Here is a 21,074-nt window from a genome sequence, read left to right as displayed (position 1 = left end):
CAGGTCAGCGTGCTCCCGCTGCCTGTCGGCCATGAAGCCATCCCGCCGGGCAGTTCCGCGATGCCGGGCTTCGGCTTCCGGAAAAGTCTTCACTTGAGTTTCGTGTCGAGGACTGACGCGCCGCGTGAGATGCGGCACGCTGATCTTTCACCCTGCGTTCCCCGAAGGAGATCCGTGAAATCCCGCCACGCCACTGTCGTCGTGCTGACCGCGCTCGTCGCAGGTTCCGCCACGTCGTTACCTGCCCACGCCGCCGCGAAAGACCCCGGCTCCCCTCCCGCCGTCGCGCAGCACTCGCTGCGCACCGCCGTTACCGATGAGAACTTCTACTTCGTCATGGCCGACCGCTTCCAGAACGGCAGCACGGCCAACGACGACGGCGGACTCGGCGCCGATCCCTCCGTCTCCGGTTTCGATCCGACCCGGAAGGGCTACTACAACGGTGGGGACCTCCAGGGCCTGCTCAAGGAACTCGACTACATCCAGGGAATGGGCACCACGTCCATCTGGCTGACCCCGAGCTTCAAGAACCGCGCAGTGCAGCCCGAGGACAACTCCGCGGGGTACCACGGCTACTGGATTACGGACTTCACGCAGATCGACCCGCACCTTGGCACCAACGAAGACCTCAAAACGCTCATCGACGCCGCGCACTCACGAGGCATGAAGGTCTACTTCGACATCATCACCAACCACACCGCCGACGTGATCGGCTACGAAACCGGCGAGCGCGCGCCCTACGTCTCCAAGGACGAGGAGCCGTACCGCGACGCCGACGGCAACGAGTTCGACGACCGTGACTATGCGGGCACCGGCACTTTCCCCGCCCTCGACCCGGCGACCTCGTTCCCCTACGTGCCCGTGGTGCCGGAGGCCGACCGGGACCTGAAAGTCCCCGAGTGGCTCAACGATTCCACGCTCTACCACAACCGCGGAGACACGACCTTCACCGGGGAGGACTCCCATTACGGCGACTTCTTCGGCCTCGACGACCTCTCCACGGAGCACCCCCGCGTGGTCGACGGCATGATCGACATCTACAAGACCTGGATCGCCGACTTCGGTGTGGACGGCTTCCGGATCGACACCATGAAGCACGTGAACGACGAGTTCTGGCAGGCGTTCGGCCCCGAGGTGCTGGGCTATGCCCGGGAGCAGGGCAAGGACGAGTTCTTCATGTTCGGCGAGGTTTTCGACACCACCAAGTCCTTCACCTCGCAGTTCACCACCCGCAACAGGATGCAGTCCGTGCTCGACTTCCCGTTCCAGGCCGCCGCACGCGGCTACGCGTCGCAGGGCGCGCCGGCGACCGACCTCCAGAACTTCTTCGCCGGCGACGACTGGTACACGGATGCCGACTCGAACGCCTACAGCCTGCCGACCTTCCTCGGGAACCACGACATGGGGCGCATCGGCAGCTTCCTGGCCGCGGACAACCCAGGGGCCCCGGAGGACGAACTGGTGGCCCGGGACACCCTGGCCCATGAACTCATGTACTTCTCCCGCGGCAACCCCGTGATTTACTACGGTGACGAGCAGGGCTTCACGGGACCCGGCGGCGACCAGGACGCGCGCCAGACGCTGTTCGCGAGCCAGGTGCCCGAGTACCTGGACGATGACCTGCTGGGCACCGTGGCGACGCACGCCACCGACAACTTCGACGCAGACCACCCCCTCTACCAGAGCATCGCCACGCTGGCCGACGTCACCGCCGACCATCCCGCGCTGCGGAACGGCGCGCACCAGCACCGGTACGCGTCCGACGGCCCGGGCATCTACGCGTTCTCCCGCGTGGACGCCGAGAACCGGCGGGAGTACGTGGTGGCCCTCAACAACAGCACCGAGCCGCAGACCGCGGCGATCCCGACCTACGCGGTCAAGCGCAGTTTCAGCCTCGTGTACGGCGACGCCCCGAAGCGCGCCCGGTCGGCCGCCGACGGCACCCTCAGCGTCACCGTGCCAGCCCTGTCCACCGTGGTGTACGAGCTCTCCGGCGCGATTCCGCGCTCCGGCAAGGCCCCGGACATCAGCCTGCAGCAGCCCGCTCCGGCCGCCGAGGACAACGGCCGCATGAGAGTCGCCGCCGACGTCGCCGGTTCCTCCTTTTACGAGGTCACCTTCGAGGCCCGCACTCCCGGCACCGGGTGGACGAGCATCGGCACCGATGACAACGCGCCCTACAGCGTGTACCACGACACGAGCGCGCTGGCGGCGGGCTCCGTCGTCGAGTACCGCGCCGTCGTCCTCGACAACGGCCGCCACACGCGGACCTCCCCGTCGGCGTCGGCGGCCGTGCCCGCACCAAAGCTCACCATGGGGCTACCAGCCGAGGGCACGCAGGTGCAGGGTGACGTCGAGGTGACCGCGACCGCGAGCCCGGAGGACTCCGACTACGCCGTGACGCTCGAGCGGAGCGTGGACGGCGGTGCGTGGACCGCTATCGGCACCGACGACTCGTCGCCGACCTACACGGCCGTCGACGACCTGGCGGCGCTCGGGCTCCCCGAGGGGACGCAGGTGCGGTACCGGGCGGTGCTCGGCACCTCCGTCAGCGACATTCGAACCGTGACGGTCGGGTCGGTCATCGAGCAGCCGGACACGGTGGCGGTGGCCGGCAGCCTCGATTCCGAACTGGGGTGCGGCGCGGACTGGGATCCGGCGTGCGACCAGGCGCAGATGAGGTTCGACGACGCGTCGCGGACCTGGATCCTCGAGGTCGCCGACCTGCCCGCAGGCAGCTACGAGTACAAGGCGGCCCTCAACCGCAGCTGGACCGAGAACTACGGTGCCGGCGGCGGCCGTGACGGCAGCAACATCGCCCTCAACCACGCGGGCGGTCCGGTGACCTTCACCTACGACCACCGCACACACGTGATTACGACGCGCTGACCGAAGAGGACGGCGGCGGCCGGGACCTCAGGGTCCCGGCCGCTGTCATGTCGAGGCTCCCTGGCGCCGGCCCCTGCGCTTGAACGCCCGAAAGAGCCCGCGTCCCGTACTGGAGATGAGGAGCAGTGCGAAGGGAGAGTCGAGAACCCGCTGGAGTTCGGCTCAAGCCCGACAAGGGACACCACGATCCGCGGTAACAGTGGAGCTTAGGGGAATCGAACCCCTGACCTTTTCTCAGGGGACGGCTTAGTTCGACACTTGCCAGAGCCTGTCATTGTGCAGATAATCCGCGGAGTTTAGGCGTTTTCGACGACATGAATGCTCCATGACATGTTGAAGTTTTTCATCGTTTCCGTGTGGTAAACGTGTGACGGACCACGCCCTTTTTATGAGCCCCAGCGCCACGGGCTGCAACTACGTTTCCGTCGCCGGATCTCGGCCGGACCTGCCGCAGTGCGCGGGCCACCGCCTCGGCGTAACTGGCATTCTTGATCTATGAATCTCAACGAACGCATTACGGCGAGGCTCGACGCAGGTATTGACGCCAACGTGTTCGAGCGGTGTGCTCTGGCACTGATGGCGAACCACTATGAGAACGTGATTCCCATTGAAGGTGGCAGTGATGGAGGTCGTGACGGTGACATAATTGCGCCCATTGCTGACGAGCCCGACTCTCGCGGGAGGATTTTGGTGACGACGGGGGACCCCCTCAGTAACCTTAAGAGCAGCCATAAGACGTGGAGAAAATTCTGGGGTGCGGGCGAGGCGTTCCGGGTTGACCAACTCGTGATGATCACATCCAATAACCTTTCGGACACCAAGCGCCGCAACATCGAGACCTACTGCAGGACCCACGACCTCCCGGTTCCGCGCATATATGCAAGGCAGTGGCTGGTTGACTCCCTGCGCCGCGACCCGGACCTTCGTGTTGAGCTGACCGGGGTCCAGGGCCGTCTTGAATCGCTGACGGCCAAAGCGCCCGAGCCATCATCGTTCACCGGCCTGTTCGGGCGGGACGATGAGCTGGCGCACCTGCGCGCCGCGGTAATGCTGACGACCGACGTCTCGATAGTAGGGGTGCCTGGTGTTGGCAAGAGCCGCCTGCTGGCGGAGCTCGAAGGCAGTGTGCACTTCGTCGACCGCCTTGCCCGCGATCACCTTGTCGACGACCTGTTCGCCATAGAACCATCGACCGTGGTGCTGGACGATGCGCACCTTGACTTGGAGCTCCTCGAACAGCTGGTCCGCATTCGCAGCAAGGAACGGTTCGGCTTCACCATAGTCGCTGCGACGTGGCCGGGAACCGAGGCTCCGGTCGAGGCGCTGCTCAATGATCCGACGCGAGTCGAGGTGGACCGGCTTGCACGAGCCGCACTCGATCAGATGATCCAAGCGCTCGGAGTCCGCGGTGTCCGCGCGCGTTCATTAGTGCTCGAGCAGTCCGACGGCCGGCCGGGCTGGGCGGTTATTCTTGCTCGCTTGATTATCAACGGTGCAGGCGACGACCTCGCTACCGGTCAGTCACTTCTCGATCAGGTCGCAGGCCTGGCCACCGCTATCGCCGGCAGCGCCGTTCTCAATGACGCGCTGGCCTGCATCGCCGCACTTGGTGCAGCCTCCCTTGAGGACATCGAGGTTGTCGCGACCCATGCTGGCGTTCCGTATGCCGATCTAATCGCTTGGCTCGAGGTCACTGCCCAAGGAGGTCTCGTGGAGCGGACGAACGACAGGTGGTCTGTGCTCGCTCCACTCCGCTCGTTGATTGTCGCGTCGACCTTCTTTGGGGTACGAAAGCGAAGGAGTTGGGTCTCGTTCGCTGAAAAGTTTCCCCACGACGAGCGATTGGACCGCACAGTCCTCAATGTCGCCAACGATGTACCAGACACAGGGGTTCGGACGTTGGCAAATACCTGGTTCGCCGACATTGCCGCGAAGAAGGTCGATGAAATTCCTTTGGCTTTAGTCGAGATTTACAGTGGCATCGACGAAGCCTCGGCTGACCGCGCTGCCGTCCTCGCCCGTGCTGTCCTTGACTCGCCGCGTGAGCCTCAAGCCCTGTACGGCGATGTCAGCTACGACCCCTATGGCGCAGCTGCAGAGAGAATCCTCCGCGGCGCTTTCCGCCGTTCATGCTCCCGCGAGGCCTTCCGTGGCCTGCTCAACCTGGCACTCGCGGACGATCGGCCTCGACACCAGTATCCGGACCACCCGATGCGAGTCATTCAGGGCATGGCGCAATACCTCGACCCTGACCTAGGACCCGTTGATACCCTGCGCGACCGCATCCTAAAATATGCGCTGGAGTGGTTCGACGATGACCCCGACGAGGCCCGGTGGCAGGTATTCGCGGAGGTCGCGTATTACGTATTCGACCCCATTGTGGAGGGCAACTGGAGCGACCCGAGCAGCCATCTCTCCTTTACCATGTCGCAGGGCGTCATGACACCGGGGGCGATGGAATCGCTGCTCGCGCTATGGGACACGATCGATTCAAGGGTCCGCGGGGAGGCAGCTTCGAACATCACCCATCGCGCAGTGGCACAACTTTGCAAAATCTTTGATTCGTGGTCCGCGCTTGCCGGAGGCATCACCAACCATGCGGGTGGCGCCTCGACCGAGGACAGAGTTGTCGCCGCGAGTGGCGCCGAACTGGTGCTCAGCACTTTGAAGGTGCTGGCAAAACGCTTCCCAGCGGTACCGATTAGGGTCAACAAGCGAATCGCCCTCGTCTCAATGTGGAACGGTGGGCCTACGTCGTTGGAGGAGCTTCCGGTCGGCGATGATCGCCTCGCCCGCTTCGTGGGAGTGCGAGAGCCCGACGACGACGACATCGACGTTTGGAGTGCCGACCGCTGGGAACAGTGGACTTATCTGGCCCGTGAGCTGGACAAGCTAACTGCCGCGGAAGGCGTCGCTGAGTACCGCCGGCTTGTCGTCGAGGCATCGATTCTCGACGGCAACCATGAGGGTGCTCCATTCGCAGGCACGCTTGCCGAGCACGTAACCGACCCTGGTGCTTGGGTGCAGGCCGCGATTGAGGCGCGCGCGCGCCCGCTCATCGCACCGTTGATAGCCAAGGCTCGCTTAGATGGTGCCGATATCGGCGACTTGGTCATGTCGGCTCTCGAGGTGACCGAGCTGCGCCCCGAGGCTCTGCGCGCAATCATGTACGAAGACCGCGAGCTGGATGATGTGGCACGCACTGTCATCCGCGGTTTGACAGATGATGACGTACCGTTCATCGGCGACCTGTGGATCCATGAGTCGGTGACTCCAATCCTGCGCGAACTACTCATGCATACGCGCACGGCGGTACGGGCCCTTGCTGCCGTCACCTTCGGAGAGGGAGCACGAGGTCATGGACCGGCGTTGCCCGAGGAGCTTAGGCCGGCCTGGCGCTTGGCACTCGTCGGGGCTGTTCCCGAGCAGCTGCCACAGCGCTCACGATGGCGCCTTGGCGAGATGCTCAAGCACGCCGTCGCCACCGACCCCGAGCTCTGCGCAGACTGGTTCATCGCGAACGTCGAAACGGCTAAGTTCTCCTCGCGTGCGCGCCGACTGGTCGAGTCGTTCCCTGATGTGTTGCGAAACCTTCCGCGGGATCAAAAGCGGCGGATTGTCACGACCCTCGGTGCCGAAAAGCTAATTCACAGCGGTTACGCAGCAGACGTGCTCGGTGCCGACACGGAGCTCGCCTCCGATCTGCTGGCCGTGGGTGTTGTAGATGGAGCAGTCCTACTCAGATCGATGTCGGGCTACCGCGATCACACGGTCGAGGCTCTCGCACCAGTCCTCTTGGCTGCACACGTTGCTCCAAACCACATCGTCGCCCGGGCGCTTGGAGGGCGCAACTGGACTGGTCACGAGTCGGATGCGATTCTCAGTGACCTTAAGTTCTTCGCGACGTTAAGGGAGCGACAGCCCGAGCTTGCAGAAGTCTGCGATCTGGCAGCCGAAGAACTAGGTAAAGAACTCGAGGCCACACGGGCGAAGGAAAAGGAGGACCGACGTCGCGGCTGGTGAGTATCTGCAGGCAATGACTCTCACCCAGCGGAGCGACACCTTGCACTCACGAAAATCGACCGATTCGAGAGATCACTACCTGATGTCCTTGACATCATCGAGGACCTGACCAAGCAGATGGTCAAACTCAGCATGGAGGCCAGCGTGCAGGACTCCACCGGCCCCGTTGGCCGGCTGCTATTCAACGCCTTGCCCATCGTCCCCGAATTCGAGTCCGACCTCATCCGTGCCCACACCCGCCTGCAGGTCACCAAAGCTAAAGGCAGACCGCGCGGCCAACAACCCAAACCCAAAAGTTTCAAGGAGCCCACCTCATGTCCCTGCATAGGGCACGCCATCACCGAGATAGCGGAGCCGTTCAAGGTCGCCAGACCCACGGTGTACCCAATCCGGCAGCAGACACCTTACGCACCTTAGGAAGCATGAAAGGGCAATTCCGGTAGCGAAAGCTAAATTTTCTCGCGACGTGCCGAGTGAGCCTCCGAGTAGACGAACTATTTTCGGACAAGCTTGGAACCTACACAGGAGGCAGGCGTGCGGCTTGAGCATATTTCCATCACCGGGTTTCGTTCGATCGAGAGCCTGGAACATCTAAAAATCGGCGCCCCGACCCTTCTGACAGGTCACAACGATGCGGGAAAGTCGGCTTCTCTCGACGCTGTTCGTTTCTTGCTGAACGCCTATCCTTCGAATGACAGAGATAGAACCTACCTCTCTGAGGAAGATGCATCGCCCAACGAAAACGAGGCGGGCAAGGAATCTTCAGTCCGGCCGACCAACAGGGTCCCGCTTACGTGCGTCGAAGGGCAGTTTTTACTTGATGCAGAGGAACAAGTAGAGCTAAGTCTTCCAGCAACTATTCAAATCCGACGACGCTTTCAAACCGATGGACCCGCAGTCTACGAGAGGTTCTGCGAAGTCCCCCTTGACTCCCGACTCCGAGCTTTCTCAACCCTGAAAGTCGATGGCCTGAAGGACCTTGTCGCTGAACTTGGGTTAGACCCAGAGGGCAAAACAAAACCATTCCTACTGAAGTCACTTGAGACGGCCGCTGAGCTTGCTGAAAAGTTATGGCAGTGGGAACCAGTCCCGGCATCCCTAGTCAAGGCACTTCCCAAAGTCCTGAGCTTCGATCAGGCCGGTCAGAATGACGCTGAGCAGACAATTAAAGCCGCATTGCAAGCTGCATACGAAGCTCACGCCGGTCAACCGGACCTAAAGGGTAAGCTCGGCACGCTCGAAGTCGAGCTACAGGAAAAGCTCGCCAAGGACGCAGCTCAGATTCGCCAGCACATTATGGACAGATGCACTGACATCGGCCAAGTCACCATCGTTCCGGAAGTCAGCTTCACTTCTGGCCTTAAAGCAACTCAGGTCAGCGTGACGGCTAGAGAAGGAGAAGGTGTAAGGCTTGGCGAAGCGGGGGCCGGGAGAGCCCGACGCGTCGCCCTGGCTGTGTGGGAGTACACGCGGGGTTTGCTCGCTGGACCCGGTGTCGGAAACGTCGTTCTTCTTTACGACGAGCCTGATACACACCTCGATTATGCACATCAACGAGACCTGATGAGGCTCTTCCGCGAGCAATGCGAACTCCCGAATATCCAGATGGTCATTGCAACCCACTCAATGAACCTCATCGATGGTGTCGACATCAGCGACGTCGTACATGTAAGACACGAAGGACACCGAACGGTGATCGACCGGCTTGCCGATGAATCCGATGTTGGTCGACATTTAGGATCAGTCGCGGCTTCCCTTGGGCTGAGAAACACTGTACTTCTTCACGAGCGATTGTTCGTCGGGGTAGAAGGAGTATCCGAACAGGGCGCTTTCCCCGTTCTATTCAAATTGTCCATGGGAAGGCATCTGGAATCGTGCGGAATCGCGCTGTGGGCCTGCCGCAACAATGAGGGGGCGACTGACTTCGCAAAGTTCCTAGTCCAGCACGACCGCGAAGTTGCTTTCGTCATTGACGCCGATTCGAAGACTGCAGGCAAGAACGCTTTGTCAGACAAACGCCTCGAAGCGAAGGGGCTCGATCCGAATAAGCACGCGCTGTACATTGGCAACCCCAAAGAATTTGAAGACATCTTTTCTGATGCCCAGTGGGCCAACGTTGCTAACTCAAAATGGCCGCGTGCTGACGAGAGGCCGTGGGTTGAGAAAGACATCAGCGTTCTGAGGAAGTCGAGAAAATTCAGTGATGAATTGCTGTCCATGTTCAAGACGGAAAGCTTGTCCGGCCCTATGCGAAAGCAGCAACTCACTATGGAAATGGCCATGAGCCTCACTACGCCCGAAGACGTCCCGGAAGACCTCCGGGCCGTCTTCGATGAGTTACTGAGCAGGGCGGCGTAGCAACTCGACGCGCCTTAGGAGCTAAGCAGCCGTGCTCGGGCTAGCATCCGGGCCTTGCGCTGCTTGTCAGTCGGTGGCTCCCAAGGATGCAACCCCGTTGCCCGACAGAACTGGAAACCGTGCGCGCGCAATTCATGTCCACATCGCCTACAGCCGTTGGGCGAGGGGGCCGTGTTGTGACGTACCCGCGTCCGCATTGCATCCATGGCTAACCTTCCCTCCTGCATCGAGAACTGACAGTCTTACATCAGGCACCGACGTTATTGCATAGCTCGATTCGGGCTATGGGCATGGTTCACCCATTACCCCCTCGTGCAGGCACCGGCAGCCCTAGAATTCGATGGGCCAACGAGGGCTGAAGTCGTTCCCCGTCGGCTCGGATTTCTGAATGTTTGAGATGCTCCAGCTTCTTATTGCGTTTCGCGTCATGCACCAACCGAAGAGCCGCTGCTCAGCACCCTGCTTCCCAGGGCGGAGACTGTATGGCTCAATCTCGCGCGTTTCTACGGATCCATCTGATTCAGCGGCGGTTATGAGTACCGTCCTTTGAGCACGGGCTTCTTTCATCAAGATTTCCATCGGCGTCATCTACGTAGTGTGCCAGACATAACGAATCTTAAGGTTCGGCGCTCGACGAGACGCCGACATAGCGCATATGCCGCCAAACTTGGACGTGGCAGCCCCTTCAGTGAAGATCCCGACAAAGGTTGGCTAGACCTGAAGTCCGCCACCACCAGCTCCACGGAGCGATCTCGTTCGAAGCCCGTCCACGAACGCACCAACCACCTCACACCTCTGGCATCCAAGGCAATCGCCGTGAGTGCCGACTCACGCCCAGTCATATGGCACGTTTGATATGCACTCTTCCCGAGCACGTGCAGGGCCCCGGTGGCGCCGCTGGCGTCAACCTTTCAAGTGTCCGTCATGCCGTCCCGACACCCTGCTCCCATGAACGGGGAACAGACCCTGCCCTTGGGCCGGCAACTACGACGGAAAGAATTTCATGACGACCACCCCAGAAAGCAGCAGCACTGTGGAAGCTGCCGACGATCAGTGGCTGACCCCGAAGGACATTTGCACCCAGCTACAGATTCCAGAGCAGACGTTTTACCAGTGGCGGGTCAAACACCTCGGCCCCCGCGCGTATCGGATCGGAAGGCATCTCCGAATCAGCCGCACCGACTACGACTCCTGGCTGTCTTCTCGATTGGAAGCCTAAATGTCACCCAGGCCTCCTCTACCGCTCGGAACATGGGGGAAGATCAGCCGGAAAAAACACCCGAATGGCCGCTGGCGTGCGACGACAAGATACCGCGACACCGACGGCGTCACCCGCACCGCCGAAGCCTGGGGAACCAGCGGAGCCGCCGCCGAGCGGACCCTTGTCACTTCATTCCAAGATCGGCGAGCCCCTACCTCAAGTGAAATTTCCAAAACCACTCGGCTATCCGAGCTCAGCGATCTGTGGTTCGAAGAGATTGAAAACAATGGTCGCGCGGGCCGAAGGACCATCGATGGCCACCGTGACACCTACAGGCGTGTCATCGAACCCGCACTGGCCGGGCTCCGGCTGCACGAGCTGAGCACCGGCCGTATCGACCGGTTCCTCAAAAACGTCGCCGCAGACCACCCTGCCACCGCACGTCATCCAAAATCGTTCTGACCGGCATGATCGGTCTCGCGCTCCGGCACGATGCCCTGCGCAGTAATCCAGTCCGGGATGTCGGACCCATTAAAATCGCCAGGAAAGACGTCAAGGCACTGTCCGTCGAAGACGTTCGGAAGCTCCGGACTGTCATTGCCGCGTGGCAAAAGGACCCCGCCCACCAGGGGCGGCCACGCGCGGCAGACCTACTGGACGTTCTCGATATCTTCCTTGCCACGGGCGCCCGAATTGGTGAGGTCCTGGCCATCCGTTGGCAGGACGTGGATCTCCAAGCGGAACCGCCCACCATTACCATCTCGGGAACCGTCGTCATGGAGAAAGGCCGCGGCGCCTACCGGCAAGACCATCCGAAGACAAAAGCGGGCTTCCGCACCATGAGGATGCCGCCCTTTGCCGTGCAAACACTCCAACGCAGGTATTCGGCCGATCAGCCCAAACCCGAAGACATGCTGTTTCCGTCCTCCACGGGGACAGTGCGCAGTCCCCACAACTTCCGCAGGCAATGGCGGGACGCCCGCGCGGGATCGCCCTACGAATGGGTCACTCCGCATGTCTTCCGTAAATCAGTTGCCACTCTCATCAACCAGGAGTACGGCTCCAGGCAAGCCGCCGCCCAACTGGGTCATTCCGGGACGGCAATCACAGAGAAGCACTACATCGCCAAGGCGACCGAGTCACCGGACCTCACGGCGACCCTCCAAAAGTTCGGCACGGAGTCACCACCCGGTCCGGAACATATGTCTATGTGAATGGCAGCTACCACAACGAAAGTTCGGGACGGACGGAACTCAACGCCACCGGCCCAACCCAACGTCGACGAAAGCGTGTGGTTTCCGTGTGGTTGAGCCTCCGCGGGCCAGGAGAAAAGCCCTTCGTCCCGACGTTTCCGCAGGCCAAAGGGCCTTTGCAGTGGAGCTTAGGGGAATCGAACCCCTGACCTTTTCATTGCGAACGAAACGCTCTACCAACTGAGCTAAAGCCCCGACCCCCTCACTCTAGCGAATAGTTCCCGGTTTGCTCAAAGCCGGCCCGGAAGCACCCGCGGTGCCCGCTCCCGGCTCCGACGGCCGGTGCTGGCGGGTGGGTCCTTCGGGAGGCGCACGTGAGGGAGACCATTCAATTTCTACAGGCTGTAGAAATTTACTAGAGTGGGACCAGTCCCCGCGCCAGCCGACGCCTCCGCGCCGCTCCCGCCCGGCCCCAAGGACCTCTGCGGTCCATCATTTGCGTCGAAGGAAAAACACCAATGTTGTCCGATCAGTCTCGCCCCGTGATCGCTGCCACGCTTCCCGTGGTCGGCGAAAATCTCGGAGAGATCACCCAACGGTTCTACACTCACCTGTTCGAAGCACACCCGGAGCTGCTCGACGGCGTCTTCAACCGGGGAAACCAGGCCGGCGGCCGCCAACAGGAGGCCCTCGCAGGCTCAATTGCCGCCTTCGCCGGGCATCTGCTGAACAAGGCGGACGAGCTGCCCGACCAACTGCTGGCGCGCATCTCACATAAGCACGCCTCCCTGGGAGTCCGCCCGGAGCAGTACGGGCTCGTACACGAGCACCTGATGTGGGCCATCGTCGACGTCCTGGGCGCGGCGGTGACGGCCGACGTCGCGGCGGCGTGGGACGAGGTGTACTGGCTCATGGCCAACGTCCTGATCAACCAGGAACGGGACCTCTACCGGACCGCCGGCCTTGCCAGCACGGAGGTCTGGCGCGAGTGGACGATCACCCGGAAGACCGCCGAGACCGAAGGTGTCGTCACGCTGGTGCTTGAACCGGCCGACGGCGCCGCCGCCGCGGCCTCGCTGCCGGGCCAGTATGTCTCGGTGCGGATCCCCATGCAGGACGGGCTCCTCCAGCCCCGGCAGTACAGCCTGTCCCGGGCCGACGACGGGAGCACCAGGCAGATCACCGTCAAGCGCGAACGCCCCGCAACGGGCCCCCAGGGGGAGGTGTCGGCCGCCCTCCACGACCGCTTCCACCTCGGCGACCGCGTACAGGTCTCCGCCCCGTTCGGGGAAGTGGTGCTGCGGCCCTCCGACCGGCCGCTCGTCCTTGCCAGCGCCGGCGTCGGCATCACCCCGCACGCCGGCATGCTGTCCCACCTGGCCCGCACCGGGAGCCAGCGCAGCGTCACCTTCCTCCATGTCGACCGGAACCCGGGCCCCGCCATCCTCCAGCGCCAGATCCAGGAAGACCTGGCCGGAGTCCCCTCCGCCCGGTTCGTGGCATGGGACTCGACCAGCGGCGCCTTCAGGGGCGGAAGCCATGACCGCCGGCCGGGGCGCATGAACATCGATCCGATCGCCCTTCCCGAGGGGGCCGAATACTTCCTCTGCGGCCCGCTGCCCTTCATGCAGGGCATCCGCACCTCGCTGCTGCGGCGCGGGGTCTCGCCGCGGGACATCCACTACGAGGTTTTCGGCCCTGACCTCTGGATCGCCGACGACGTAGCCCAGGCGGCATAACCGGGCCGAAGCCCCGGGGTGCGGTGGGGCGCCGCACCCCGCCCGGGACGGAACAAAGGGACGAGCGGAGGTCCGGCGGGCCCGGCCCGGTCGACCGACCGGAGCCGGGCCCCCTACGGCCGGTGGCCCGGGTATCAGCGCGGGTTTCGTCGGCGCACAGGAGTAACCTGTGAACCATGCCCCGCGACGAACCGGTAACCGCCCAGCCGACTTCCGAGGGCGGGGACATCCGGCCCTGGCCCGCCCTGTGGTCCCTCGTCATCGGGTTTTTCATGATCCTCGTCGACTCGACGATCGTATCGGTGGCGACCCCGGCCATCATGGAGGGCCTTGGCGCCTCCCTGGACGAGGTCATCTGGGTCACCAGCGCCTACCTGCTGGCGTTCGCCGTACCGCTGCTCATCACCGGCAGGCTGGGTGACCGCTTCGGGCCGCGCCGGATCTATCTCGTGGGGCTCGTGGTCTTCACCCTTTCCAGCGCCTGGTGCGGGCTTGCCGATTCGGTCGGAACCCTTATTCTTGCCCGCGTCCTCCAGGGCCTGGGGGCCGCCTTCATGACCCCCCAGACCATGTCGGTGATCACCCGCATCTTCCCGCCGGAACGGCGCGGCACCGCCATGGGACTGTGGGGATCGGTGGCCGGCGTGGCCACCCTCGTCGGCCCGGTCCTCGGCGGTGTCCTGGTGGACAGCCTGGGGTGGGAATGGATCTTCTTCATCAACCTCCCGGTGGGAGTGATCGGATTCATTCTGGCCTACCGGCTCGTGCCACGACTGAAAACGAACAGCCACCGCTTCGACCTCCTCGGCGTGCTGCTCAGTGCGGCGGGGATGTTCTGCCTCGTCTTCGGCATCCAGGAGGGGGAATCGTACGGTTGGGGCACCATCGCCGGGCCGGTGACCGTGTGGTCCCTGATCATCGCCGGGCTGGTCCTCCTCACCGCCTTCGTGCTGTGGCAGCGCCTCAACCGGGCGGAACCGCTGCTTCCGCTGCGGCTGTTCCGGGACCGCAACTTCTCCCTCGCGAACACCTCGATCACCGCCATGGGCTTCTCGATCACCACCATGGCCCTGCCCCTGATGCTCTACGCCCAGAACGTGCGGGGGCTCAGCCCGACGCAGGCGGCCCTTCTGCTCACTCCGATGGCCGTCGTGTCCGGTGTCCTGGCGCCGTTTGTGGGCAGGTTTGTCCAGCGCAACAACCCCCGCCTGATGGCGGTGCTCGGCTTTGCCGGGATGTCGGCCGCCCTGTTCTGGCTGGGAGCGATCCTCACCCCGGATGTCCCCCTGTGGCTGATCCTGCTTCCGGTCTCGCTTCTCGGACTCTCAAGCGCCGGCATCTGGGCCCCGGTCTCCCTCACCGCCACCCGCAACCTGGACCCGTCACTGGCCGGGGCCGGCTCGGGTGTGTACAACACCACGCGGCAGGTCGGCGCGGTCCTCGGCAGCTCCGCCATCGCGGCGATGATGCAGGCCCGGCTCAGCGCCAACCTCGCCGGCGGATCCGCGGGCGCCGGGTCGGCCCTGCCCGAGGCGGCCCAGGCCGGCTATGCGCTCTCCATGGGGCAGGCCCTCTACCTGCCGGCCACGGTCATCCTCATCGGCCTGGCGGCGGCGCTGTTCTACGCGCGGCCGCACCAGGGCACCGTCTGGACGGGCGAGGCGCCCAAGGCCGCCCGGCGTCCCGCCCAACCTGTGGACTCCTAGTGGTTGCCTGAATCAACGACGGCTAGGCTCGTGCCATGGCTGATGACCCGACAGGAACCCCGACTCCCGCCGACCCGCCCACCGAATCGAAGGACGTCAGCGACGACTTCGTCTCACGCGGCCATACTTCGCCGTCGGGCCTGAAGTACACGACGACCACCGGACGGCTCGTGCTGCGCCGGGAGGAAACCAAGGACGGCAGGGCCGACGGCTTCCGTCCCAAGGCCGAAATCTTCGTGGCTGCCTACACCAAGGACGACGGCGAGCCCGGGCGGCCGGTGACCTTCGCCTTCAACGGCGGGCCGGGGTCCTCCTCGGTGTGGCTCCATCTGGGCCTGCTCGGGCCGCGGCTGGTGGACGCCGGTGACGTCGGAGCGATGACCCCCGCCCCCTTCGGGCTGGTCGACAACCCCGGATCCCTGCTCGAAACCAGTGACCTCGTGATGATCGACCCGGTCAACACCGGCTTCTCGCGCGTCGTGGAGGGGGAGAAGACCGACGAATTCCACGCCTTCATCGAGGACCGGGACCTCGTCGCCGAGGTGATCCGCCTCTGGACAACCCGCAACAACCGCTGGCTGTCGCCCAAGTACCTCGTCGGCGAGTCCTACGGCACGCTGCGTGCGGTCGCCGTCGCCGGCCGCCTGTTCGACGCCTATGGGATGGCGGTGAACGGCCTTGGCCTGATTTCCACGGTGCTCAATATGTCGACCCTGCGCTTCTTCCCGGGCAGCGACCTGCCCTACGCCCTCCACCTTCCCACCTACGCCGCCATCGCCCACTTCCATGGCCGACACGGCGGGCGGGACCTGGCCGAGGTGGTGCGGGACGCGGAGCAGTTCGCCGCCGCGGACTTCGGCTACGCCCTCACCCAGGGCAACCGGCTCACCCCGGCCGAGTATGACGATGTCGTCGCCCGCCTGAGCGCCCTCACCACCCTCGATGAGGGATTCATCCGGCGCACCAACCTGCGCTGGGACTACTCCGAGTTCGCTGCCGAACTGCTGCGCGGGGAAGGCCTGGCCGTCGGCCGGATTGATGGCAGGTTCACCGCCCCTCCGGAAAACCTCCAGAACTCGGACTCCTGGGACGATCCAAGCATGCGGGCGATCACCGGGCCCTTCGCGGCGGCGATGAACCACTACGTGCGCGCCGAACTGGGCTATGAGAACGACCTCCCCTACGAGATCCTCACCGCCAGGGTGCAGCCCTGGAGCTACCGCACCTTCGAGGGGGCGCCCGTGGATGTCTCGAACGTGCTCGAACGCCTCCTCGTCCACAACCCCGCCCTCCGCGTGCACGTCGATTACGGCTACTACGACGGCGCCACCCCGCACTTCGCCGCCGAATACGTCTGGGCGCACATGGCCGTCAGCGACCAGGCGAAGGCGCGCTTCTCCCACCACTTCCACGAAGCCGGCCACATGATGTACCTGAACCCGGAGGTGCGCCGGACGCAGCTGGCGGCACTGCGGGATTTCGTGACGAACGGTCCCTCGACGGACGATTAGTCAGTAGGATTAGTATCGATGCCGATTCCGGCTCCGGACGAAAGGACAAACCGTCATGCTCAAGCGAATCCTCTGGGCGCTGGCCCCGATTGTTGTCTCCAAGGTGATGCAGAAGCGCGGCGGCGCGCAGAGCCGCCGCCCCGGCTCGTACAACCGCGCCGACAAGACCCGCTACGGGAAGAATTTCGGCAGGTAGCCACGGCTTCTGGCCGCTCCAGGCAGCCAAGGCACCCGATAACGACAAACGCACCCGAATTATCGGGTGCGTTTGTCGTTATCAGGCCCCTTGGGCGCTGTCGGGTGCCTTGGGCGTTATCGGGTGGGTTGAGCGCCGGACTCAGGCGAAGTGCACCCAGACGCCGAGGATCCAGGTGGTGCCGGCGGCGAAGGCGAATCCGAGCTCGGCCAGGATGCCCAGCCCGGTGGCCTTCAGGGCCTGAAGGCTTGAAGACAGGGCGGACCGGGCGTTGCGCTGCCGCTGGTATTCACTGGCGAACAGCCCCAGTGCGAAGCCCAGGAACAGCCCCACCACCGGGACGGCGAACATCCCCACCACGCCGATGATCAGCCCGATCGTCACCGAGCGGCCCGGAATCTGCTGGCGTTTCAGGGTCCTTCCGGTCAGAACCAGGCCGGAGAGCAGACCGGCCACGGCGAACAGGGATCCCAGGACGAAGACCACCCATCCCACGGCGCTTTCGACGGCGAAGGCCCACAGCAGCAGCGATCCAACGATCAGCACGCTGCCGGGCAGCACCGGAACCACAACGCCGGCAGTCCCCACCGCAATGAGCAGTCCGCTCACTACCGTCATCAATACCTGGAAGTCCATGCGCCCAGTCTCCCACCCGGGACCGGCGCGCCCCGACACCGTAGAGTTCCACAGCGCGGCCTGCGATACTAAGGTGACTGAGTAAAATTCGGTTTTGCAACAGGAGGACGCATGAGTACGCCAGGAACAGGGGACACCGACGGAGCTCTGCGGCGCCCCCGCGGCACCGACCAAGGGCAGGGAGCGCACACCCCCGGGAACGACACGCAGCACTCCGGCGCGAGCAGCGTCGGCGAGGCACCATCCGATGACACCGCCACCCGCGAGCACACCCGCGCACACCGGGTCGGCGACACCGGGGCCGATGACACCGCCACCCGGGCGCACACCCGCGCTGTCCCCGTCAGCGCGACCAAGGACTCCGGGTCCCACTCGCTGGATCCCGACGAGGATCCGCAGCGCAACCGCAACGACCGCCACTCAGTGGCTGACGACGCCATCCCGGCCGCCGCCGACCGCCGCGCCCTCCACCAGCGGGAAAAGGAAGAGTTCGGCGGCATGAAGTTCGGCTCCGCCTTTTTCGGCTGGCTGACGGCCACCGGTATGGCGGTGCTGCTGACCGCCCTGCTCGCGGCGGCCGGCGCCGTTTTCAGCCTTTCGACGAACACCAACCTCAATGAGGCCGCCGACCAGGCATCTCAGGACGCCCAGACGGTAGGAGTCACCTCCGCCATCGTGCTGCTGGTGCTGCTGCTGGTCTCCTACTTCGCCGGCGGATACGTCGCCGGGCGGATGGCAAGATTCGACGGAGCCAAGCAGGGCATTGCGGTGTGGCTGTGGGCCCTCATCATCGCCGTCATCGTGGCCATCCTCGGCGTCATCGCCGGCAGCCAGTTCGACATCCTCGCCAACCTCAACAGCTTCCCGCGGCTGCCGATCAACGAGGGCGACCTGACCACCGCCGGAGTCATCTCCGTCGTGGTTGCCGCCCTTGCGGCACTGATCGGCGCAATCCTCGGCGGCCTCGCCGGGATGCGCTACCACCGCCGGATTGACCGCGCGGACTACGACGAACTCGGCCGCAACTAGGCCGTCAGGACCGGCTTCGGCCGGGTGCAGCAGCACAAAGCCCCGGGATCCAAGGAACCCGGGGCTTTTGTGTGCCTCATACCGCTGGGTGCTCAGCACGGCTGGGCGCTCAGGGCGAGGGCATCCCGCCGTTGACGTTGAGGGTCTCCCCCAGGACGAAGCTTGACTCCGCGGAGGCCAGGAAGACATACGCCGGCGCCAGCTCGGTGGGCTGGCCCGCCCGACCCAGGGGCGTGCTCTTCCCGAACTCCGGCAGGGCCTCCTTGGGCTGGCCGTCGGAGACCTGCAGCGGCGTCCAGATAGGGCCCGGGGCCACGGCGTTGACCCGGATGCCCTTGGGCGCGAGCTGCTGGGCCATGCCCTTGGTGAAGTTATTGATCGCGGCCTTGGTGCTGGCGTAGTCGATCAGCGTCGGGGAGGGCTCGTAGGCCTGGATCGAAGTGCTGTTGACGATCGAGGAGCCCGGCGGAAGGAACTTGAGGGCCTCGCGCGTGATCCAAAAGAACGACTGGATGTTCGTCTTATACGTGTGCTCGAGCTGCTCGTCCGTCAATTCCTCGAGGGACTCGACCGCCACCTGCTTGGCCGCGTTGTTCACGAGGATGTCGAGGCCGCCCAGCTGTTCGGCGGCCTGCTGCACCATGGAACGGCAGAAGTCAGGGTCCTTGACGTCACCAGGGAGCTTCACTCCCCTGCGCCCGCTCTCCTCGATCAGCCGGATCACGGTGTCGGCGTCCGGCTCCTCCTCCGGCAGGTAGCCGATGGCGACGTCAGCGCCCTCCCGCGCGAAGGCGATGGCGACGGCGGCACCGATTCCGGAGTCCGCCCCGGTAATCAGGGCCTTGCGGCCCTCGAGCCGGCCGGTGCCGCGGTAGGAGGTCTCCCCGCGGTCCGCGTGGGGCGCGAGATCCCGGTCCAGTCCGGGCTCCGGCTGGTCCTGCTTCGGCGGAGCGATGCTTTCGAACCGCGTCACGGGGTTCTGGAACGTGTACTGGTCGCTGGTTGCAGACTGTGGATTCATTTTTTTCCTCCGTTGCCGGTTAATTTCCGGGCCTCCGAGGCGACCCGGACGAAGGCCTTCGCCAAAAGCTAAGCCTGCTTATTACCTTAGGCCGCCCGGCGGGAGGGAGACAAGGAGGCTCAGAAGACGGCGGAAAAGAACCCTGCACCCACGCTGAGGATCAGGGCCACGACGAGGAGCCAGACGATGGGGGTGCGGTACTTGGCAATGGCGCGCATAACACCCAGTCTAGTGCGGAGGCCTCCGCCGGGAACCGGTCCGGCCGGAAGGCGCGTATAGCAGGGGCGTGTGACGAAAGCAACCAGAGTGAAATGGCACACGCTATTCACAGGGAGTACGCGTACAGTGGAGGAATCTGTGGGGCTTGCCTCAGTCGATGGCTGGGAAGCCGCCCCAACCCCAGGGATATTTATGAGCGTCACAGCCGCCGGCCGCAAAGTCCGGATCGCCAAGCCCAATGACGTTGTTGCGTCCTATTCGGTCCTGTTGAAGCAGGTCCGCAAGGAGGGCCTGCTGACCCGGCGCCGGCGCTTCTACGTCTCGGTGTTCGCCCTGCTGGCCCTGGCCATGGGCGCGGCCTGGACCGGCTTCGCCCTGCTGGGCGACACCTGGTTCCAGCTGCTGATCGCCGCGGCGCTCGGAGTGGTCCTGACCCAGACCGCGTTCCTGGCCCACGAGGCCTCCCACCGCCAGATCTTCAAGACCCGCGGCGCCAACGACTGGTCCGGGAGGGTGCTCGCCGCCGGCGTGGTCGGCATCAGCTACGCCTGGTGGATCGATAAGCACACCCGCCACCACAACGACCCCAACACCCGCGGCAAGGACCCCGACATCGAGGTCGACACCATCTCCTTCCTCGAGGAGGACGCCGCCAAGGCCCGGGGCCTGCAGGCCTGGATCACCCGCCGCCAGGGCTACCTGTTCTTCCCCCTGCTCACCCTGGAGGGCCTGAACCTGCACGCCCGCTCCTTCGGAACCCTGTTCCGCCGCGGCACCGTCACCGGCCGCTGGGTCGAACTGACCCTGCTCGCGGTGCGCTTCACCGCCTACCTGGGCATCCTCTTCTGGTTCCTGCCCGTGGGCATGGCCTTCGCCTTCCTCGGCGTGCAGCTGGCCGTGTTCGGCGTCTACATGGGCGCCTCGTTCGCCCCGAACCACAAGGGCATGCCGATCGTGCCCGAGGACAGCAAGCTCGACTTCTTCCAGAAGCAGGTCCTGACCTCGCGCAATATCCGCGGCGGAGCGTTCGTGAACAACGCCTTCGGCGGCCTGAACTTCCAGATCGAACACCACCTCTTCCCCGACATGCCCCGCCCGCACCTGCGCCGGGCCGCGGTGATCGTGCGCGAGCACTGCGAACGTCTCAAGGTCCCCTACACCGAAGTCGGCGTCGGAGCCTCCTACGCCGCCGTGGTGTCCTACCTCAACCGGGTCGGCCTCGCCGCCCGCGACCCCTTCGACTGCCCCATGGTCAACAAGTACCGCCGGCAGTAGCCTCTGCCTTCCAAGGGCGTCCCGCACCCCCCGGTGCGGGACGTTTTGGGTTAAGGCACCCGGACGGGCGGCGGCAAG

Annotated in this window: 15 protein-coding genes, 1 tRNA gene and 1 pseudogene; 13 read left to right on the top strand and 4 right to left on the bottom strand. The window is 64.3% G+C overall.

The features are described 5' to 3' along the window. Nucleotides 1–129 precede the first annotated feature (129 nt). The 4 genes and pseudogenes from E2F48_RS08530 (at nucleotide 130) to E2F48_RS08515 (ending at nucleotide 9,270) form a co-directional block, all read left to right on the top strand. Nucleotides 130–2,889, top strand: coding sequence for an alpha-amylase family glycosyl hydrolase (locus E2F48_RS08530; protein WP_133404111.1), 2,760 nt, complete (start codon nucleotides 130–132; stop codon nucleotides 2,887–2,889). A 495-nt stretch (nucleotides 2,890–3,384) separates the two neighbouring features. After that, nucleotides 3,385–6,912: a P-loop NTPase family protein gene (locus E2F48_RS08525; RefSeq protein ID WP_133403590.1), complete on the top strand. Its 3,528-nt coding sequence runs from the start codon at nucleotides 3,385–3,387 to the stop codon at nucleotides 6,910–6,912. 45 nt (nucleotides 6,913–6,957) lie between these two features. After that, nucleotides 6,958–7,329, top strand: a pseudogene (locus tag E2F48_RS08520) (recombinase family protein); the annotation flags it as partial. A 117-nt stretch (nucleotides 7,330–7,446) separates the two neighbouring features. Further along, on the top strand, nucleotides 7,447–9,270 hold the full coding sequence (locus E2F48_RS08515) for an ATP-dependent nuclease (protein ID WP_165968726.1): 1,824 nt from the start codon (nucleotides 7,447–7,449) through the stop codon (nucleotides 9,268–9,270). A 330-nt stretch (nucleotides 9,271–9,600) separates the two neighbouring features. Here E2F48_RS08515 and E2F48_RS17780 read toward each other — a convergent pair whose 3' ends face one another. Continuing rightward, entirely contained in the window at nucleotides 9,601–9,837 is a 237-nt protein-coding gene (locus tag E2F48_RS17780; RefSeq protein WP_425455771.1) for a WYL domain-containing protein, read from the bottom strand. A gap of 436 nt (nucleotides 9,838–10,273) precedes the next feature. Between E2F48_RS17780 and E2F48_RS08505 the strand changes: the two genes are divergently transcribed. From E2F48_RS08505 to E2F48_RS08495, 3 genes are read left to right on the top strand one after another with little or no spacing between them, the layout of a single operon-like run. Then, nucleotides 10,274–10,489 carry a helix-turn-helix transcriptional regulator gene (locus E2F48_RS08505; protein ID WP_133403587.1) on the top strand — a complete coding sequence of 72 codons (216 nt, stop codon included), beginning with the start codon at nucleotides 10,274–10,276 and terminating at the stop codon, nucleotides 10,487–10,489. After that, nucleotides 10,490–10,933: a hypothetical protein gene (locus tag E2F48_RS08500; protein ID WP_133403586.1), complete on the top strand. Its 444-nt coding sequence runs from the start codon at nucleotides 10,490–10,492 to the stop codon at nucleotides 10,931–10,933. 5 nt (nucleotides 10,934–10,938) lie between these two features. Next, entirely contained in the window at nucleotides 10,939–11,685 is a 747-nt protein-coding gene (locus E2F48_RS08495) for a tyrosine-type recombinase/integrase (protein ID WP_133403585.1), read from the top strand. Between the two features lie 161 nt (nucleotides 11,686–11,846). Here the strand turns inward: E2F48_RS08495 and E2F48_RS08490 are convergent. Continuing rightward, nucleotides 11,847–11,919: transfer RNA gene (locus E2F48_RS08490), tRNA-Ala, on the bottom strand. A gap of 263 nt (nucleotides 11,920–12,182) precedes the next feature. Here E2F48_RS08490 and E2F48_RS08485 point away from each other — a divergent pair. The 4 genes from E2F48_RS08485 (at nucleotide 12,183) to E2F48_RS17305 (ending at nucleotide 16,816) form a co-directional block, all read left to right on the top strand. Further along, complete coding sequence (locus tag E2F48_RS08485) at nucleotides 12,183–13,403, top strand: globin domain-containing protein (protein ID WP_133403584.1); 1,221 nt, start codon at nucleotides 12,183–12,185, stop codon at nucleotides 13,401–13,403. A 176-nt stretch (nucleotides 13,404–13,579) separates the two neighbouring features. Then, a complete protein-coding gene (locus E2F48_RS08480) occupies nucleotides 13,580–15,109 on the top strand; it encodes a DHA2 family efflux MFS transporter permease subunit (RefSeq protein WP_133403583.1) in 1,530 nt (509 codons plus the stop codon). A 35-nt stretch (nucleotides 15,110–15,144) separates the two neighbouring features. Continuing rightward, a complete protein-coding gene (locus E2F48_RS08475) occupies nucleotides 15,145–16,620 on the top strand; it encodes a S10 family peptidase (RefSeq protein ID WP_133403582.1) in 1,476 nt (491 codons plus the stop codon). A 55-nt stretch (nucleotides 16,621–16,675) separates the two neighbouring features. Beyond that, nucleotides 16,676–16,816, top strand: a complete 141-nt coding sequence (locus tag E2F48_RS17305) for a hypothetical protein (RefSeq protein ID WP_165968725.1) — start codon at nucleotides 16,676–16,678, stop codon at nucleotides 16,814–16,816. Nucleotides 16,817–16,957: 141 nt separating this feature from the next. Here E2F48_RS17305 and E2F48_RS08470 read toward each other — a convergent pair whose 3' ends face one another. Continuing rightward, a complete protein-coding gene (locus E2F48_RS08470; RefSeq protein WP_133403581.1) occupies nucleotides 16,958–17,452 on the bottom strand; it encodes a DUF456 domain-containing protein in 495 nt (164 codons plus the stop codon). Nucleotides 17,453–17,563: 111 nt separating this feature from the next. On the opposite strand from E2F48_RS08470, the gene E2F48_RS08465 reads away from it, so the two are divergent. Further along, nucleotides 17,564–18,481: a hypothetical protein gene (locus E2F48_RS08465; RefSeq protein WP_133403580.1), complete on the top strand. Its 918-nt coding sequence runs from the start codon at nucleotides 17,564–17,566 to the stop codon at nucleotides 18,479–18,481. A 109-nt stretch (nucleotides 18,482–18,590) separates the two neighbouring features. Here E2F48_RS08465 and E2F48_RS08460 read toward each other — a convergent pair whose 3' ends face one another. Then, nucleotides 18,591–19,502, bottom strand: a complete 912-nt coding sequence (locus E2F48_RS08460) for an SDR family oxidoreductase (protein WP_133403579.1) — start codon at nucleotides 19,500–19,502, stop codon at nucleotides 18,591–18,593. A 411-nt stretch (nucleotides 19,503–19,913) separates the two neighbouring features. On the opposite strand from E2F48_RS08460, the gene E2F48_RS08455 reads away from it, so the two are divergent. Beyond that, on the top strand, nucleotides 19,914–20,996 hold the full coding sequence (locus E2F48_RS08455; RefSeq protein WP_133403578.1) for a fatty acid desaturase family protein: 1,083 nt from the start codon (nucleotides 19,914–19,916) through the stop codon (nucleotides 20,994–20,996). Nucleotides 20,997–21,074: the final 78 nt, after the last annotated feature.

This window comes from Arthrobacter crusticola (genome assembly GCF_004357995.1).
Classification (GTDB): domain Bacteria; phylum Actinomycetota; class Actinomycetes; order Actinomycetales; family Micrococcaceae; genus Arthrobacter_D; species Arthrobacter_D crusticola.
Note: the sequence above shows the minus strand (reverse complement) of the source record. Positions and strands in the feature narration are given on the sequence as shown.

Coding starts and splice junctions, on each gene's coding strand:
- E2F48_RS08530 (WP_133404111.1), top strand. CDS start 130: ATGCGGCACGCTGATCTTTCACCCTGCGTTCCCCGAAGGAGATCCGTG.
- E2F48_RS08525 (WP_133403590.1), top strand. CDS start 3,385: ATGAATCTCAACGAACGCATTACGGCGAGGCTCGACGCAGGTATTGAC.
- E2F48_RS17780 (WP_425455771.1), bottom strand. CDS start 9,837: ATGAAAGAAGCCCGTGCTCAAAGGACGGTACTCATAACCGCCGCTGAA.
- E2F48_RS08505 (WP_133403587.1), top strand. CDS start 10,274: ATGACGACCACCCCAGAAAGCAGCAGCACTGTGGAAGCTGCCGACGAT.
- E2F48_RS08500 (WP_133403586.1), top strand. CDS start 10,490: ATGTCACCCAGGCCTCCTCTACCGCTCGGAACATGGGGGAAGATCAGC.
- E2F48_RS08495 (WP_133403585.1), top strand. CDS start 10,939: ATGATCGGTCTCGCGCTCCGGCACGATGCCCTGCGCAGTAATCCAGTC.
- E2F48_RS08485 (WP_133403584.1), top strand. CDS start 12,183: ATGTTGTCCGATCAGTCTCGCCCCGTGATCGCTGCCACGCTTCCCGTG.
- E2F48_RS08480 (WP_133403583.1), top strand. CDS start 13,580: ATGCCCCGCGACGAACCGGTAACCGCCCAGCCGACTTCCGAGGGCGGG.
- E2F48_RS08475 (WP_133403582.1), top strand. CDS start 15,145: ATGGCTGATGACCCGACAGGAACCCCGACTCCCGCCGACCCGCCCACC.
- E2F48_RS17305 (WP_165968725.1), top strand. CDS start 16,676: ATGCTCAAGCGAATCCTCTGGGCGCTGGCCCCGATTGTTGTCTCCAAG.
- E2F48_RS08470 (WP_133403581.1), bottom strand. CDS start 17,452: ATGGACTTCCAGGTATTGATGACGGTAGTGAGCGGACTGCTCATTGCG.
- E2F48_RS08465 (WP_133403580.1), top strand. CDS start 17,564: ATGAGTACGCCAGGAACAGGGGACACCGACGGAGCTCTGCGGCGCCCC.
- E2F48_RS08460 (WP_133403579.1), bottom strand. CDS start 19,502: ATGAATCCACAGTCTGCAACCAGCGACCAGTACACGTTCCAGAACCCC.
- E2F48_RS08455 (WP_133403578.1), top strand. CDS start 19,914: ATGAGCGTCACAGCCGCCGGCCGCAAAGTCCGGATCGCCAAGCCCAAT.